This is a genomic window from Paenibacillus sp. FSL K6-1318, from assembly GCF_037976905.1.
Lineage (GTDB): Bacteria > Bacillota > Bacilli > Paenibacillales > Paenibacillaceae > Paenibacillus > Paenibacillus amylolyticus_A.
This window is the reverse complement of record NZ_CP150270.1, coordinates 6,664,651-6,682,156: the sequence shown is the minus strand read 5'-3', so window position 1 is coordinate 6,682,156 and position 17,506 is coordinate 6,664,651. Positions and strand designations below refer to the sequence as shown.

At 46.2% G+C, this 17,506-nt stretch carries 14 protein-coding genes; 8 read left to right on the top strand and 6 right to left on the bottom strand.

Going from position 1 to position 17,506, the window contains the following annotated elements:
• Nucleotides 1-82: 82 nt before the first annotated feature.
• Nucleotides 83-1,297, top strand: a complete 1,215-nt coding sequence (locus NYE45_RS29870; RefSeq protein WP_340015086.1) for a HAMP domain-containing sensor histidine kinase — start codon at nucleotides 83-85, stop codon at nucleotides 1,295-1,297.
• Nucleotides 1,298-1,358: 61 nt separating this feature from the next.
• On the opposite strand, the gene NYE45_RS29865 is transcribed toward NYE45_RS29870, so the two are convergent.
• The 5 genes from NYE45_RS29865 to NYE45_RS29845 form a co-directional block, all read right to left on the bottom strand.
• Nucleotides 1,359-2,159, bottom strand: a complete 801-nt coding sequence (locus tag NYE45_RS29865) for an ABC transporter ATP-binding protein (RefSeq protein ID WP_062836569.1) — start codon at nucleotides 2,157-2,159, stop codon at nucleotides 1,359-1,361.
• Nucleotides 2,159-3,190 (bottom strand): iron chelate uptake ABC transporter family permease subunit, encoded by a 1,032-nt coding sequence (locus NYE45_RS29860; RefSeq protein WP_340015085.1) that lies wholly within the window; start codon nucleotides 3,188-3,190, stop codon nucleotides 2,159-2,161. The genes NYE45_RS29865 and NYE45_RS29860 overlap by 1 nt, the downstream gene beginning before the upstream one ends.
• A complete protein-coding gene (locus NYE45_RS29855; protein ID WP_062836571.1) occupies nucleotides 3,187-4,227 on the bottom strand; it encodes an iron chelate uptake ABC transporter family permease subunit in 1,041 nt (346 codons plus the stop codon). The genes NYE45_RS29860 and NYE45_RS29855 overlap by 4 nt, the downstream gene beginning before the upstream one ends.
• A complete protein-coding gene (locus NYE45_RS29850; RefSeq protein WP_340015084.1) occupies nucleotides 4,220-5,296 on the bottom strand; it encodes an iron-siderophore ABC transporter substrate-binding protein in 1,077 nt (358 codons plus the stop codon). The genes NYE45_RS29855 and NYE45_RS29850 overlap by 8 nt, the downstream gene beginning before the upstream one ends.
• A 458-nt stretch (nucleotides 5,297-5,754) precedes the next feature.
• Nucleotides 5,755-6,846 carry a GntR family transcriptional regulator gene (locus NYE45_RS29845; protein WP_340017454.1) on the bottom strand — a complete coding sequence of 364 codons (1,092 nt, stop codon included), beginning with the start codon at nucleotides 6,844-6,846 and terminating at the stop codon, nucleotides 5,755-5,757.
• A 436-nt stretch (nucleotides 6,847-7,282) separates the two neighbouring features.
• Between NYE45_RS29845 and NYE45_RS29840 the strand changes: the two genes are divergently transcribed.
• The 5 genes from NYE45_RS29840 to NYE45_RS29820 all read left to right on the top strand — a co-directional run bounded on the left by NYE45_RS29840 (nucleotide 7,283) and on the right by NYE45_RS29820 (nucleotide 14,471).
• Nucleotides 7,283-8,908, top strand: coding sequence for an FGGY-family carbohydrate kinase (locus tag NYE45_RS29840; protein WP_340015083.1), 1,626 nt, complete (start codon nucleotides 7,283-7,285; stop codon nucleotides 8,906-8,908).
• A 213-nt stretch (nucleotides 8,909-9,121) separates the two neighbouring features.
• Nucleotides 9,122-9,817: an L-ribulose-5-phosphate 4-epimerase gene (locus NYE45_RS29835; RefSeq protein WP_340015082.1), complete on the top strand. Its 696-nt coding sequence runs from the start codon at nucleotides 9,122-9,124 to the stop codon at nucleotides 9,815-9,817.
• 272 nt (nucleotides 9,818-10,089) lie between these two features.
• On the top strand, nucleotides 10,090-11,508 hold the full coding sequence (gene araA, locus NYE45_RS29830) for an L-arabinose isomerase (RefSeq protein ID WP_340015081.1): 1,419 nt from the start codon (nucleotides 10,090-10,092) through the stop codon (nucleotides 11,506-11,508).
• A 159-nt stretch (nucleotides 11,509-11,667) separates the two neighbouring features.
• Nucleotides 11,668-12,438, top strand: coding sequence for an AAC(3) family N-acetyltransferase (locus NYE45_RS29825; RefSeq protein ID WP_340015080.1), 771 nt, complete (start codon nucleotides 11,668-11,670; stop codon nucleotides 12,436-12,438).
• Nucleotides 12,439-12,776: 338 nt separating this feature from the next.
• Nucleotides 12,777-14,471, top strand: coding sequence for a diguanylate cyclase (locus NYE45_RS29820; protein ID WP_340015078.1), 1,695 nt, complete (start codon nucleotides 12,777-12,779; stop codon nucleotides 14,469-14,471).
• Between the two features lie 75 nt (nucleotides 14,472-14,546).
• Here the strand turns inward: NYE45_RS29820 and NYE45_RS29815 are convergent, their stop codons facing one another.
• Nucleotides 14,547-14,894 carry a helix-turn-helix transcriptional regulator gene (locus NYE45_RS29815; RefSeq protein ID WP_340015077.1) on the bottom strand — a complete coding sequence of 116 codons (348 nt, stop codon included), beginning with the start codon at nucleotides 14,892-14,894 and terminating at the stop codon, nucleotides 14,547-14,549.
• A gap of 164 nt (nucleotides 14,895-15,058) precedes the next feature.
• On the opposite strand from NYE45_RS29815, the gene NYE45_RS29810 reads away from it, so the two are divergent.
• Nucleotides 15,059-15,862: a DNA-binding protein gene (locus NYE45_RS29810; RefSeq protein ID WP_340015076.1), complete on the top strand. Its 804-nt coding sequence runs from the start codon at nucleotides 15,059-15,061 to the stop codon at nucleotides 15,860-15,862.
• Nucleotides 15,863-16,048: 186 nt separating this feature from the next.
• Nucleotides 16,049-17,494, top strand: coding sequence for a WXG100 family type VII secretion target (locus NYE45_RS29805; protein WP_340015075.1), 1,446 nt, complete (start codon nucleotides 16,049-16,051; stop codon nucleotides 17,492-17,494).
• Nucleotides 17,495-17,506: the final 12 nt, after the last annotated feature.

Genomic DNA, 17,506 nt, shown 5'->3' with positions numbered 1-17,506 from the left:
GCAGGTCGTTAAATAAGATACAATGATATTGTAGAGAGCCAAAAGTGGACTACATCCAATTCCATCTAAAAGTGGTGAATTCATGAAAGAAATGCATAGTCAGATCAATCGGAAAACGTATTACATCTCAATGCTTACGATTATTGCTCTGATGTTATCGGGATTAATCCTGTCCACGACCGAACTGAACGGGATTACGGTGGGGTATGTGATCCATTGCCTATGCGTAACCGTTCTGGCCGTATGTCTATTGCTGTATCCAAAGGTGGAGACGTTTCTCTTTAGATTAAGCATCATTCTGATCGGGTTTGCATACTTCTATACGCTTGCTTTTTTGTATCCCCAGTCGTGGACAACCTATATTCTCATTTGTCTCCTTCCAGCTCTCGCCATCTTGTTCTATGACCTGAAATTATTCTATTGCTCGTTGATTCTAAATGGAATTTTGATTCTCATTACGTTTGGATACAATCTTCTGTATAACCAAGGTAACGAGTATGCATATATACATACGGATGTGGTCGGCAATTTTATCAATATTATGGCGAGCCAAATCATTCTATTTCTTATTTTCCACCTGACCTTTTCTCGGATGAGGAAGCAACAACTGTATTTTGAACAATTACAGCAATCGGAGCGGTTGAAAATGATCGCCCATTTAACTGCTGCTGTTGCACATGAGATTCGTAATCCAGTGACGGTTGTGCGAGGTTTTTTGCAGCTGTATCGAGAAGATACCTCTTTTGAACAACCGGTCAGAAATAAGTTTGCTTTAATGATTGATGAGCTGAATACCGTCGAGCAGGTGACCTCTCAATTTCTAACCCTTGCCAAACCTAATAGAGAACTGAGACCAGAGAAGGTGGATGTTAAGGAGGTTCTTGAGGGTGTGACCGGTCTGCTCAGCTCCTATGCGATGTTGTCGGACAAGCATATGGATGTACAGGTAGAAGAGAGTTGTACAATTCTTATTAACACCATAGAGTTCAAGCAGTTACTGATCAATCTCATCAAAAATGCATTGGAAGCTTCGGAGGCGGGTACAACCGTCAAAGTAACTGCGAAGAGAGTGAAGCAGTGGGTGGAGATGAGAATAACGGATCAGGGAAGTGGCATGACAGAGGAAGAGGTGAAATCGCTGGGGACTCCATTTTATTCATTGAAAACGAATGGGACGGGACTGGGATTGATGATCTGCTACAATATCGTGGAAAAGTATGAGGGAACGATCGAATATCACAGCGCCAAAGGTCAGGGGACCTCGGTAACTATTCGCTTTCTAGCTAAAATCGATTAGGCCAAAATAAATTAGCGGCAGTTAGGACAAAGGGATCTTTGTCGCAACTGCCGCTATTTGTCTATTTCGCATGATATCGCCCTTTAGGCACCACCATCGGTGATCCCGAAACGGGGTCTTCAATAACCGTACATTCCAATCCGAAAATATCTTTGACCTGTGGGGCGGTTATGACCTCTGCGGGCTTGCCTTCAGCCACAAGTTTTCCGGTGTGAAGCGCAAAGATATGATCTGCATACCGTGCCGATAAGTTGATATCGTGCAGTACCATCACAATAGTCGTTCCATGTTTGCGGTTCAGCTCGGTAAGCAGGTCCAGAATCTCGACTTGATACGTGATGTCCAAGAAGGTCGTCGGCTCATCGAGAAAGAGGATATCCGTCTGTTGCGCCAGCGCCATGGCAATCCAGACGCGCTGACGCTGACCGCCTGAAAGCTCATCAATATTATGATTGGCAAACTCGGTAATGTTCATAATGGTCATGGCTTCGGCTACTGCCTCATAATCCTTCTTGGTCCAGCCACTGAACAAGGACTGGTGTGGAAATCTTCCACGGCCAACCAGATCCGCTACCGAAATGCCTTCCGGAACAATGGGAGACTGCGGGAGTAGTCCGATTACACGAGCCAATTGCTTGGGCGGGATCTTGCTGATGGCTTTGCCGTCCAGCGTAATGCTGCCGGAGGTAGGCTTAATGAGCCTGGCCATCGTTTTCAAAAGGGTAGACTTACCGCAACCATTAGAGCCAATAATGACGCTTATTTGATTGCTCGGTATAACGATATCCACACCGTGGATAATGGTTTTATTTTCATATCCGGCAACGAGTTGTTTCGCTTCAAATACATGTGTCGGTTTCATTATAACTCCCCCTTACGATTCATTCGGATTAACAGGAAGATCAGATACGGTGCTCCGAGTAATCCGGTAATGACGCCTACGGGGAATCTGTACTCAAAAGCAAACTGTCCGATAAGATCTGAGGCAAGAACCAGATTAACGCCAACCAGACCTGCCGGGAGAATGTTCGAAGAACCAACACCTACGAGTCTCTTCGCAATAGGTCCCGCAAGGAAGGAGACAAAGGCAATCGGGCCTGTAGTCGCCGTAGCGATGGCAACCATGCAGACCGCACTCACAATAAGCGCAATTCTGGTCTTGTCCGTGTCTACACCTAGTGAAAACGCCGATTGTTCTCCGAGTTCCAATATACTGAGGTGTTTGCCCAGCATCATGATGATGGGTGAGCAGATTAGCACGGTAATCACGAGAGGTGGTAGTGCACTCATCTGAGAACCGTTCAGACTACCTGTGAGCCATCGGATTGCGGCAGGGATATCCTTTTCAGAACTAACCAGTAGGAGATAGGAGATGACCGCATCAAGCATGGCTTGAATACCGATCCCGATAAGTATTAACCTTCCGATGGAGAACACTTTTCCTCTGGAGAGTACATAGATGAACAACACCGTAGCCAGACCTGCAATCACTGAAGCCAGGGAAACAATGGCTCCGCTTGCATGAAGCACGACGATACAAAACACAGCCGCAGCGCTTGAACCTGACGTAATCCCGATAACATTAGGATTCGCCAGCGGGTTCCGCAACATGGTCTGGAAGGTATAACCTGCAATACCGAAGGCAAATCCGGCAAAGAGACCTGTGAGCATTCTCGGTAAACGTATGGTATTTACGGCAAAAGAGACACCTTTGATCTTCTCTCCCGAAAGGGAGCTGATGACATCTTTAACCGGATAGATTGTGTTGCCGAGCAAAAGCATGGCGCAGCAAAGAGCACATGCAAGTATGGCAAGGAGACTGGTGACAAGTATCCAGCGGCGACGTCGATGACGTCTGCCCGCCATAATAAATTCAATCGATTGATCTCTCATAATGAACGCACTTTCGATCGCATCGCGAGGATGATTAATATTGGAGCACCTATAAAGGCGGTAACGACGCCGACTTCAAGCTCTCCAGGGTTGCTGATGAGTCTGCCACCGACATCGGATATCGTTAGAATGATCGCTCCAGCAACGGCTGACATGGGTATGACAAAACGCAAGTCGGGACCCAGTATAAGGCGTATGACGTGGGTAGATAACAATCCGATGAAACCAATCGGTCCAGCGAGCGCAGTAGCTGCTCCGCATAATAGAACCCCTGCAAGAGCCGCAATGAATCGAAGTGTCCCTGTTCGAACACCGAGTCCTGTTGCAACATCGTCACCCAAAGCCAGCGCATTCAGAGCCGGAGCTGTAAGAAACGCAATGAGTATGCCGATGAGCAGGAACGGGATGAATGTACTGATTCCACTCCAGGTTGCCGATCCTACGCTGCCCACTTGCCAAAACCTGAACTGGTCCATGACATACGAACGAGGGATCATAATGGCGGTGACGAGTGAGGAGAGCGCGGCGCTGATGGCCGCTCCGGCCAAAACAAGCTTAATGGGCGTGGCTCCGCCACGCCCCATTGAGCCGATTCCGAATACGAACACAGCCGTTATTGCAGCTCCGGCCAGTGCCAGCCAGATATATTGATTGGCGCTGCTGATGTTCAGGAATGCAATACCCATAACCACAAACAGAGATGCCCCTGTATTTACACCCAATATACTTGGGTCGGCAAGTGGATTCCGGGTAACGGCTTGCATAAGTGCTCCTGATACGCCGAGTGCTACCCCGCATAACAAACTGAAGACTGTTCGGGAGATCCGTTTGCGCACGATGTTTGCCCCATAAGAGTCTACTTCCGGGTGAAATAATCCGTCGATTAACTCATGAAACCTCACGGGTCTAGAGCCAAAGACCAGTGAGGCAATCATAGTTGCACCGAGCAGGATAAAACAAATCACTAACACCAAGATGAAGTTCTTGGGGACATGTGCACGTATTCGGTTTTCATTCGGAACCGATGTACTATTCATTGATTTTGTCGATTGCTCCACTAATTAATTTCAAATAATCATCGATCGTGTAGGAAATGGACAATGGGTTTGGCGTTCCAGCAGCAACCAAAGGTGTATCTGCTTCAATGAACGCTACAGAACCACGTTTAACCGCAGGGATTTTACCCAGCAACGGATCAGCCTGAATGGCTTTCAGCAACTCAGCATTTCCGTATCCAACAATAATATCTGCATCATTAAGGGCTTCAGCATTCTCTGCACTTAAGCTCAGGGAGTAGCTGTTAGGGTCTGTAATTTGGCTTGTGATGCTCTCTGGAATAACCAATCCCAGCTCACCCAGGAAAGATACACGAGAATCTACAGGTGTATAGATATGAAGTTTGGACATGTCTTCAGCGGAGAAGTTAACCCAAACTACTTTTTTGTCTTTGATCTGAGGATATGCAGCTAATTTTTCGTTAACCATGGCCTCCGTATCTTTGATCAGTTGCTCGCCTTCTGCTTCCATACCCATACCCTTCGCATTGAAAGTAACCTGCTCGCGCCATGTCGTTGCCCATGGAGCCGTTGGGTAAGCTACAACCGGAGCAATTTCACTAAGAAGATCGTAGTCTTCCTGAGTGATACCGGAGTATGCTGCAAGAATAACATCTGGGTTGGAATCGGAAATCGCTTCAAAATCAAGACCGTCTGTATCTTGGAAAACGTTCGGGTCGGTTACACCGAGTTCATCGAGTTTCTTCGCAGTCCAAGGCAGCAGTCCGCTGTCATCCTGCACACCAAAGTTAGCAGCCGAGAAACCTACAGGAACTTGTCCAAGCGCGAGAACGACATCTTGGTTCGCCCATTGTACTGTAGCTACACGTTCAGGCTTTTTCTCAATAACTGTTTCGCCCAAAGCATGTTTAATTGTAATTGGATATCCGGCATTCTCATCTGTAGCTGCTGGTGTTTCGGTAGCTGCTGTGTCACCTGCTGCAGGAGTTGCTGCTGGCTCTGCAGTCTTACTTCCACAACCAACTAATGCCAGGATAAAGACCAGTGATATCAGTAACGCCATTAATGGAAACTTTCTCTTTGTATTCATGTGTTTCCCCTTCCTGAATCTTAAAATGTATTTGGTAGTGCTGAACATCCTGGTTGAACAATTACATCCGTTGGAATGCAAAAAGTAGATATATAAAACGTTTTATATATCTGATAATGATTATCAACATCAATAAATATATCTTTTTATTAAAGGCAGTGTCAATGAAAAAATTGTAAAGGGTCATATCATTTTAGGGCCACATTTGTTGGAAAGGTATTCTAATATCCGTTCTTAACTGAAAACTTGGAGAAGAAAGGCGTCGTTGTAAGTTTGGTAAGTGATGAGGCGGATCAGACGAAGTAGTTTCTATTAGAGAAGATGTATATGTACGAAGAGGTTAATCCCTCATTATATTGAACAAGAACAAAGAAGGCCGCAGATAATTCTGACGGCCTTCTTTAAGGATGCTGAACAGAAACGCTCGGTAACACTTTACCGCCCGTCCCACAACAATATTATTCCACTTCGATCTCCTTCACCGTCTCTCCCTCAACCAGCACGGGCTGATAGTAGGTGTTCGTTGGCAGATCCTTTTTGCCCTGCAGATTCTTGATTACCCAGTCGGCAGCATCACGGCCCATTTGCTCTTGGGGATGGGTTAGCGTTGTAAGCCTTATGTTGGCGTTCTTGGCGATGTACGAATTGTCCTGTCCAATGATGGATAATTCATCCGGGATCGAGATGCCGAGTTGCCTGCAGGCGTGCACGACCTCCAGTCCCACCTCGTCGTTATAACAGACGATCGCGGTGAGCGAATCCCTGTTTTCGTCCAGATACGTTGCTACATTAGAGGATAAATCCGGTTTCGATGCGGTATCAAAGGAAAGCACTTGCTCAGGATGGAACCTTAACTTCGCTTCACCCAGTGCCTTGATGTATCCTTTCATCCGATACTTTCCTTGTAAGTCATCCATTTTCGCAATAATACCAATCTGGGTGTGGCCTTTGGAGATTAATTCCCGAGTGGCAAGATAACTGGATTGCACGTCATCCAGACAGAAGAATGGAACCTCCAACTCCTCATAAAAGGCATTAATCATCGTAAACGGCACATCCTGCTCTTTGAAGGACAGATAGTATGCAATGTTTGGGTTGTACAGATTACTTTTGGTCGGTTCGACGATCAGGCCATCCACGCCGTAGGAGAGCATCATTTCGAGTGCCTTTTTCTCCTGTGCCACATCATTATTGGTGCTGGCCAGCAGTAACGAGTAGTTGTCCTCATTCAGACGACTTTCAATACCGCGGATAATGGACGGAAAGATGTAATCTGAGATGTACGTCGTGATCACACCGATCGTTTTCTTTGACGTATGGCCGCCTGATCGTGATCGATACTGATTGCTGACGTAGGTTCCTGACCCTTTTTCGCTTCGTAAAAACCCTTCGTTCGATAACTCCAAAATAGCCTTCCGCACCGTCTGGCGACTCACGTTGTAGCTATCCTGTAATGCCGACTCCGTAGGGATCTGTTCACCTATGCTATATGTCCCCGAAAGGATATAACTCTTTATATCATCAATGATGACCTGGTATTTTGGCTTCACGTAGTCCACTTCTTTCATCGTTACTCATCTATATCAACGTTGTTGTTCAAATAGTTGTACGTACATATTTTAGCATGATTCAGTTTGAATGCATATAAAACAGCACAATTTTTGAAATAAACCGTACATATCCGGCCTTTTTAGATAGAGGTGTACCTTACAGCATAGCCGATTTATAACTATATTAAGACCTTTGAATGTTCAAATAGAGTGCAATATACACACTTTGTAAGTATAACTATTATATATTATTGACAAATGTACGTACAAAAAATATACTAAGGCTGTCAGAAAAGGAAAGCGCATTCTTTGAAAACACAACAGGAAGCATTTATACAAAAATTCGTGATTAGTCACTGCCATGAGTAGAAGCTTCAATTTATATATGCATCCTTTGGGATGTGAAATCGCGACCGGAGAGGGGATACACCTGATTATGAGTCAACTGGACTTGAAAGAAGCCATTACCAAGGGCGCTACTTCGCTTGGAATTGAATTTGGATCAACGCGGATTAAGGCGGTGTTGATTGACGAGCGTTTTGAGACCATCGCATCAGGCAGTTATGAATGGGAGAACCTCCTGAAAGATGGATATTGGACGTACAACCAGGAGGATATCATCACAGGTCTGCAAACGGCTTATCGTGAGATGAAGCAAGATGTGGAACAGAAATACGGAATTACGCTGCGCACGGTCGGTTCCATCGGATTTTCGGCCATGATGCACGGATATATCGCATTGGATAGCGCGGGTGAACTGTTGGTACCGTTCCGCACCTGGCGTAACGCTACGACAGGAGCAGCTGCAAGGGAGCTAACGGAACTTCTGCAATTCAATATTCCGGAACGCTGGAGCATTGCCCACTTGTATCAAGCGATTTTGAACGAAGAGGCGCATGTGCCACGGATCGATCACCTGACAACCTTGGCTGGTTACATCCACTGGTTGCTGACGGGCAATAAGGCGATTGGGATCGGCGATGCTTCAGGCATTTTCCCAATTGACGAGTCTACACATAATTACCACCCATCCATGATTCAACAGTTCGATGAACGGATCGCAGGCAAAGGTTATCCGTGGAAGGTCGAGGACCTTCTTCCGAAGGTATATCTCGCTGGTGAGAACGCAGGTGCATTGACGGAAGCGGGAGCCAAGTTGCTTGACCCTTCGCAAGATCTGCAAGCAGGCATTCCGCTCTGTCCGCCAGAGGGCGATGCTGGAACAGGTATGGTGGCAACGAATAGCGTGAGAAAACGTACGGGGAACATCTCCGTCGGCACATCCGTATTTGCGATGATCGTACTGGAGAAGGAATTGTCCAAAGTGTATCCCGAGATCGATATGGTCACCACACCGGATGGTAGTCCAGTAGGGATGGTGCATGCCAACAACTGTTCCAGTGATATCAACGCATGGGTGGGACTGTTCCGTGAATTCTCTCAAGCGATGGGATATGAAGTGGACAACGGAAAGTTGTTTAGCGTGTTGTTTAACAAGGCTTTGGAGGCAGATCCAGATGGTGGTGGCTTGCTCAGCTACGGTTATTACTCAGGTGAGAACATTACGGGACTTGAGAAAGGCCGTCCATTGTTCGTCCGCTCCCCGGAAAGCAACTTCAATCTGGCAAACTTCATGCGGACACATCTGTTCAGTGCCTTCGGTGCACTCAAGCTGGGGATGGACATTTTGACGGAGGAAGAGAATGTAGCCATTGACAGTATTTTGGCTCATGGTGGCCTGTTCAAGACTCCCGTCGTCGGACAACGGATTGTAGCTGCTGCGATGAACGTACCGGTATCAGTGATGTCTACAGCTGGTGAAGGCGGCGCATGGGGCATGGCGCTTCTGGCATCGTACATGATCAACAAGGATCAAGAGGAGAGCCTGGATGTGTTCCTGGAGCAGAAGGTATTTAGCGATGTTGAGGGAGTGGAAGTGGCACCGGATGCATCGGATGTGAAAGGGTTTGAAGCATTTATCGAACGCTATCGGAGTGGGCTCACAATTGAGCAATCAGCTGTAGATCATCTGGTAGAGGATATTCAAAAAGACCGCTTTTGATTACGAAGGATGCCTAGTGGCATCATCAACATCGAATATGGAATTCAGCCGAAATAAGTAGGGGCTTACGAAGTATGTTTCCTTTGGAAACATTGCGGTTGCTCACGTAGCTCTATCTACGCTCCGCTACTCCATTTCTAGCTTCATCCCATCTTCTCGGTACTGAAAACCGACTTTTTGAACACGCACTATTAGAGAACGGGAGGGAATAACATGTTAGAACAACTGAAGGAAGAGGTATTCCAGGCGAATCTAGAACTGCCCAAGCACGGACTTGTGAAATTCACATGGGGTAACGTCAGTGCAATCGATCGGGAAAGCGGTCTGTTCGTCATCAAACCAAGTGGCGTCAGCTACGATGTGATGAAAGCAAGCGACATGGTTGTAGTTGATCTGGACGGTAACGTAGTTGAGGGTGAGATGCGACCTTCCTCGGACACCGCAACTCATGCCGTACTATATAAGCATTACTCGGAGATTGGCGGCATCGTGCACACACACTCCACGTGGGCGACCATCTGGGCGCAAGCCGGACTGGACGTACCTGTAATGGGTACAACACATGCAGACACGTTCTACGGGGCGGTGCCTTGCGCGCGTTTCCTGAACCAGGACGAGGTTGATCGTGGATACGAAGCGGAGACAGGACACGTCATTATTGAAACGTTTGAGCAGCGTGGAATTGATGTTATGGCTGTTCCAGCAGTATTGCTCCATGGGCATGCGCCGTTTACGTGGGGGAAAGATGCCAAGTCAGCGGTGGTGAACAGTGTTGTGCTGGAGGAAGTGTGCAAAATGAACCTTTATGCTCGGCAATTGAATAACTTCGCGAAGGAACTGCCACAAGGCATTCTGGATAAACACTATCTGCGAAAACACGGAAAAGACGCGTATTACGGACAAAAGTAATTAGGTTAAAACAGTGACTGGAAGCATGTTCTGGCTTACAAGTGATTTGGTGTGGGAATGACTTGTTCAACTATACCTTTTACACGATAACGGAGAGGACAGAAGAAAGCTGGAGAAGCGGAGCGTTCGCCTTTATCACAGGATTTTCCCTTTGCAAAAAGGGAATCAAAGAAATCCGGGGATAACCAGTGATCGAAAGATTATTCTGGCTGCGCAGTGTGCTAGTGTAACCCATTTATTCAACTATAAAATAATGAAATGAGGATGATTATATGTCAGCAGCAAAAGAATTCTGGTTTGTGGTCGGTTCACAGCATTTGTACGGAGAAGAAGCACTGGGTGAAGTAAAAGCCAACGCACAGAAAATCACGGATGCTCTTAATGCAAGCGGCGTACTGCCTTACCCGCTCGTATTGCAGGATCTGGCGGTAAGCGCAGATAAAATCACGAGCACGATGAAGGAAGTCAACTATCGCGACGAAGTAGCGGGTGTCATCACATGGATGCATACATTCTCCCCGGCGAAAATGTGGATTCGTGGTACAAAATTGCTGCAAAAACCTTTGCTGCACTTAGCGACCCAATTCAACGAAAGCATTCCATGGGCAACCATCGATATGGATTTCATGAACCTGAACCAAGCTGCACATGGTGACCGCGAATATGGCTTCATTAATGCCCGTCTGAGAAAACAAAATAAAATCGTTGTTGGATACTGGGAGCGCCCAGAAGTGCAACAGCAGGTTGCAGACTGGATGGACGTAGCGGTAGCTTATAATGAAGGTTTCAACCTTAAAGTCGCTCGCTTCGGTGATAACATGCGCAACGTGGGCGTAACTGAAGGCGATAAAGTAGAAGCACAGATCCAATTTGGATGGACTGTTGATTACTTCGGCATCGGCGACCTCGTGCAATACGTGAACGCTGTAACAGAGCAGGAAATTGATGATTTGATTGCTCAGTATGGAGACCTCTACGAATTCGATTATGGCACAAACAGCAAGGAAGCTTGGGAAGCCAGTGTACGTGTGCAAGCGAGCTATGAAATTGCGATTAAACGTTTCCTGGACGAGGGTGGTTACAGCGCCTTTACTACAAACTTCGAAGATCTGCATGGCATGAAGCAGCTTCCGGGTCTGGCCGTGCAACGCCTGATGGCGCAAGGGTACGGATTTGCCGGTGAGGGTGACTGGAAAACAGCTGCGCTGGATCGCTTGCTGAAAATCATGGCTCATAACGAGAACACGGGCTTCATGGAAGATTACACATACGAGATGGCCGCTGGACAGGAAGCGATCCTGCAATCTCACATGCTTGAAGTAGATCCTACACTTGCCAGCACGAAACCAAGAATCATCGTGTCCCCACTAGGTATTGGCGATCGTGAAGATCCGGCTCGTCTCGTATTCGACGGCAAAGCAGGTGAAGGTGTCGTGGTATCCATGGCAGACTTCGGTACACATTACAAACTCTTGATCAACGAAGTATCTGCATTCGAGCCAACTGTTCCAGCCCCTAACCTGCCGGTAGCACGTGTTCTGTGGAGCGTGAAGCCTAACTTCCAGGACGGGGTAAAAGCATGGATCGAAAATGGTGGTGGTCACCATACAGTCGTATCCTTGAACCTGACGACAGATCAAATCGTGACGTATGCGAAGCTGGTGAATCTGGATTACGTTATTATTAAGTAAAAGTGGATTGGCAGCTACTGCCTGAACTCATACATTTTTTTTCTCTGTGGCCGGGGGTTAACCCTCGGCCCTTTGTTTGTTATGCTGAGAAGCATGATGTGAAGCTGAGCAAGGTTTTACTTTTTCATAGAGATGGGATAAGAAATGGAGGAGGATATTATGTACACAAAAGAAAGCTTAATGCAGCAACTAGAGCAGCTTAATGTTGATGGACAAGGCACGTTGCTCATTCACTCTTCGATGAAAAGTATAGGCGAGGTTGAAGGTGGAGCGGATACGGTGTTGGATGCTTTTACCGACTATATGAAAGAGGGATTGCTGGTGCTTCCCACCCATACATGGTCTACCATTAATGCGGATAACCCATTGTTCCACGTGGAAAATTCTACCTGTTGCGTGGGCATTCTGCCTGAACTTTTCCGTAAACGTCCGGGCGTGGTTCGTTCGTGGCACCCAACGCACTCGGTAGCAGCACTCGGGAGGGATGCAGAGGTATTTACGAAGGACGATCATCTCTTTGATACACCATGTGCGAGAGGTTCAGCATGGGGCAAGCTGCTGGATCGGAAAGCGACGATCTTGTTAGTAGGCGTAGACTTGAAGCGGAACACATTTATCCATGGGGTCGAAGAGTGGGTGGACATCCCTGGCAGAATGATGGACGAGCATGAGATGCTGTATACGGTTTTACCAGATGGAAGCCAGATTTCAGTACCGTCTCGCAGACATTGTGGATTGCCATGGTCGGAGCATTTCTGGAAAGTAGACGAGGTACTGGTTCGCGAAGGTGCGATGCGTAAAGGAAAGCTCGGCGATGCGGTCGTAAGAGTGTGTGATGCGGCTAAGACGGCAGAGGTAATTACGAAGATGCTCAAGGATAACCCTGATCTTTTCACGGATAATCTCCCTCTGGATGCAGTAAACGAATGATGTAAGAGCCGTCCGGTAGCCGGATGGCTCAATATCGACCACTTGATGATAGCTGAATAACTCCTGAGCAGCTGATCTTCCTCTCCTGTTTGTACTCCAAACCTTCAAAAGCATTCATAAATAATCAGAAATAGATCAGCATTTCGATCAGAGGTTGGTCGGACTTCCAGTGTATGGGCTACTCACCCTTTTGGTGGTGTGATAAGATATGGTTAAATTAACCAATAAGATTGCCATAGCAGTATAGAATATAAGTGTTTATTGAAGTTTTAAATGAATGTCATATAGAATCATGAACAACCACGTTGTCATTGTAGCATCTAAGAAGGAGAAGATTCGTGAACCCATTAGTATGGTATGATCTCTTTTTATTCGTCCTATTGTTTGGTGTAGGTGTATATGTATTTGCTACGGTTAGAATTACGAACTTACATAAGGTGTACTTTTTATTCCACGGGTTGATGATGCTCTGGCCTTTCTGCCAATTTGCGAGTACGCTCACGGATGATTCCGGTCTGCAGTTGTTCTACGTTACGTTATCATTCGTCGCGGTCTCCCTGCTTGGGAGCGGATGGCTTCTATTGACGATCTTTATTACCGGCTATTCAGAGCGTTTGAGTGCAAAAGGAACGTTCCTGCTATTTGTCCCAGCGGTGATCGGGGCTATAGGTGTGGTCGCAAATCCATGGAATGAGTTCGTCATCCCACTGGAGGGCGGGTACATCGAGCGGGCTTACGGCCCTTGGTTCTGGGTTGTGATGGTTATTCTGGTGAGCTATTTCGTGACGTCTCTCGTGGTTCTATTCCGGGCAGTGTATTCTTCGCAGACGTCTGCCATGATTAAAAAACAGGTTAGGATCACCCTATGGGGTATCTTAGTCTTGGCTGTGTTTGCAACGATTGATGCGATTCTGAATGTCGTTCTAGCCCGCTGGTTGCCGATCATTCCTGGCATGACTTCGCTGGGGATCTTTCTGTCGGACTTGTTCTTTGTCTATGTGATCAAAAGATACAATGTGTTCGATCTGGTCTCCATCGCCCATGAGGACGTAATCAATACCATTCCATACGGCATCCTGGTACTGGATGAGAATGAAGTCATTGTTGAAGCGAACAAAGCCTCACGATCCTTTATGGATCTGCATGTGGGGGATTCTTTTGATATGGAAGCCTTTCTGGAGTCTGTTCATGTTGTGGGCAGCTGTCGGGAGTTCGTGAATCACTATAAGAAAAAAGAAAATACCCTCTCTCACATTGAAGTAATCGTGGAGCGGGATAGCAATATCCGGCACTTTATCCTGCAATCGTCTCCGATTGTGGATTCGGCTCTTGTGCCGATCGGTCATATCCTCACGTTCCAGGATGTCTCGCAGGAGCGTTTCTACGTGAAAGAGATGAATCGTCAGAACGTAACGCTTCAGGAGCGAAATCAGGCGCTAGACTTGATCCGTCTGGAGTTATCCGAGGCCAATCGCAAACTGGAGGAACTCGCGCTGACGGACAGTTTAACCAACTGTTACAACCGCCGTTATCTGACCCAACACCTGAATCACGAGGTCATTACCAATATTCAATACAAAACACCATTCTCCCTCCTGCTGCTTGATATCGACTACTTCAAAGCGATCAATGATCGCTACGGGCATGTCATCGGGGACGAAGTACTCGTCCGCACAGCGGAGGCGGTCAAACAATCCATTCGCAGTACGGATATTTTGACGCGTTATGGCGGGGAAGAGTTCATGATCTACCTTCCGCATACGGAGCATGACTTGGCGAACCAGATCGCGGAGCGCGTGAGAACCGCTGTGGAGTCTAATCGCATTATGGTGGATCACGAGATTATGCAGGTGTCCATTACGATTAGTATTGGGATTCTGTCCTTTGAAGACTTTGAAATGGAGCATGTACCGGACAATCCGGAGGGGTATTTGACCCAGCTGTTCGCTGCGGTGGATAAGGCACTGTATCAGGCGAAGCAGAATGGGCGGAACCGGGTGGAGTTTGGGGTGTTTGAGCGGGGAGTTATTTGAAAAGGGAAATAAGAGAAGAGTGGAGACGTACTCCACTCTTTTTGGTGTTAGCGTATGATTTTGATGTAGAGATATTTATTCGGAATTTTTATGTGATTTGTCGATAGCATATAAAACTTCTTTGCTAATTTTGGTCAATGATATGATTGTATCTGTACTTTTGCCGCTTATTAAAGTTATATGTTCATCCAAGGCTCTTTTGTACTCAGAGTCTTCTTTGAATTTAAAGATTTCTTCAGCAGTGACCTGCAATCCATTGATTATTTTCTCAAGAGTCTCCAAAGAAATGTTACGATCTCCTCGTTCAACTCCACCAATATAGCTGTAATGAAGACCTGCTGCTTCCGCTAGTTGTTCCTGAGTCCAGCCTTTGGCCTTCCTTAATTCACGTATTCGATTGCCTACATACTCTGGTAAACTCATTTGATCACCTCCACTTAAGGTTAGAAGAGGTTATGGAATCCTTACAGACTAATATATGCAAACTGAATCTTTAAATAAAAGTACTTATAAGTACAATTTATATTGATCTTCTTTTGGTTTATCTATACAATTATAAGAAAATCGATAATTAAGGAGGATTATCTTTGCGATCTTCTATCCTAAAATCACTCAAACCGGACATCATTGTTGAAATGTTGGACATGGCTGTGGCTTTTGAAAATTGGAACAAGGTGATGGAGCGGGCGGACATGTTATATCAATGTGTGCAGTCCATCCATGAAGAGCGGCAGGAGTATCAGTCAAAGGGAGTGCCTGCACCACATATACACATCGAGCGGCCCTTGGTCTACTATTACGGGTTCAGTCACTTAATGCGGGGTATGGCTCACCAGAAGATGGGACAGGTAGATCGGGCGCGAGCATCTATCGATCAATATGCAGATCTGGGATGGATGGAGAATCTGGATGAGGTAGGCATGCAGGTGGTGCAGGAGTTCAGGCATAAGGCACAGGCGAATCGGTATGTTCTTGAGATTGAAGCCGGGCAGGTGCAACTGCTGGAGGAGTTTGTGAACTTTTTGCTTGAGCATCCGGAGGGATGGTTGGCAGGTCTGAAGGTGATTACGGAAGCAGCAGTGCGGCATAGGTGGCAGATTGATCGGGTTTTACATGTGTTCGAGGATCAGATACAGGGTGTTGGCAGAGAAATGGATTCTTCAAACAACGTTGATATGTACCATTACTGTTATCAGCGGGCTTTGTATGAACAGTGGATGGGAAGACAACAGGAGGCCGTGGAGTTCATTTTGCAGGCAATCAGGTTAGCGGATAAGCTAAGGATGGATCGGTATTTTATAAGGTGCACAGCATTGTTGGAATCATTGCGGGAAGAGGCGACAGAGGCGCAGATTGGGCGGTATCGGGAGTTGTTGGAGGGGATGAAGTAGGAAAGGAATTTACTGAAACTGGTAGGATATGCCTTGAAGTGGGTATATGCATATAGGACCATAGCACCGATGAGGAGCACAGCTTGTGTTTTTACCATGGTGAAATCAGGATGTTAGCCGGATAGTTTACATATTACACTTCTGCTAACATAGGATAATCCTATTTTGAATGAGCGGAGAAACGTTATGAGTACAATCAAAGTTACCCCTGAACAACTACATCACGTATCGAATCAGGTGGATCAGGCCAGACAGCAGTTGGAGAGTATACGAAGTGATCTGATGAGACAGATCATGTTCGTTCAGGCGATGTGGATGGGCGCGACGCAGGAGCGATTTTACTATGAGTTCGAGCAGTCACGACCTATACTGGATAAAGCGCTGGAGAGTATGGTGAACACATCCAAGGAATTGAAGGATATCGCCACCCGTTTCCAAGATGCAGATGCTCAAAAGGGAAGTCTGGGTGGTGCGTTTGGAGCAGTCGGTGCCGCAGTTATGATGACCAAATCATCAGGTGACTCAGGTTCGGGTGACAAGGGCTATCGGATGGCGTATAACGCGATGCTTGGCAAAATGATGCCTGTGAACGAGAAAGGTGTTACGGATCAGGCTGCCCTTCAGGCTTATGAGAGGGACCAGGGACATCTGGACTTTAATCGCATGCAAGCTGTGAACGTTGAACCGCCTGGGGAAGATATCTTTGCGTTACAGATCAAGGCGTTTGAGATGGGCATTCATCCTACGACGGGAGAGCCTGTATCGGATAGATATGCTCAGATGATGGTTGCGTCTCTGAAGTTCAGTCAGATTTTTATGGGGATTCAGATGGTTCGTGGGAGTATGCCGGGTGGTAAGGGGCCGTTTCGATTGCCTTCTTCTAATCCTGCTGTGGCGAAGATTAAGCAGCATATTGAGGCTGCTAAGTCTAAGAATGGTAAGATAGAGGGTAAAGCTACAGAGGTATTAAGAAAACCTAACATTGAAACAGAAAATGCGATAAGAAAAATAGTCTCTGGAGATAATGTACAGGACATTCGTAAACATGCTAAAAAGGTGACTGTATATGATAATTATTCTGAAATTGTTACACATGATAATAAAGTAGTAAGAATCAATAAAGATGACATGCCGAATTCTTCGTTTAACAAGCTGGATGAACTTATCCTCTTTGAAGATAGCATTTCAGATTATGGTATGAAATCATATGATAAAATCAGGAATATGCAATTAGAGGATGTTCCTGATGTTGCTAAGAATACGGGCTTAGATATTTCAGACATTACAAATTTAAAGAAACATTTATTTTTAGAGAAACATGAAATTCCGAAAGCAGGAGGCATTCTGATTAAGAAAGAACATTTCTCACCTGACGATGAAATAGCATATGCTTGGCAGTTAGCTCAGAAAAAAGAACTCAATCAAGCCCAGAAGGATTGGTTTAAACAATTAGCCGATCATGAACTTACTGAAGCAAAATTAATGAAGGAGGGAATTCCGTACAGACGTATAGAGTCATGGTCAGATGATAAGAGAACGTATACTGATCAACCTCCGAATGATGGCGCACATCGAAAGGCACCTGAGCAACCGGAATATGGTACATTTGAAGGCTTTGATCCTTTTAAATAATCGTAAAAATAC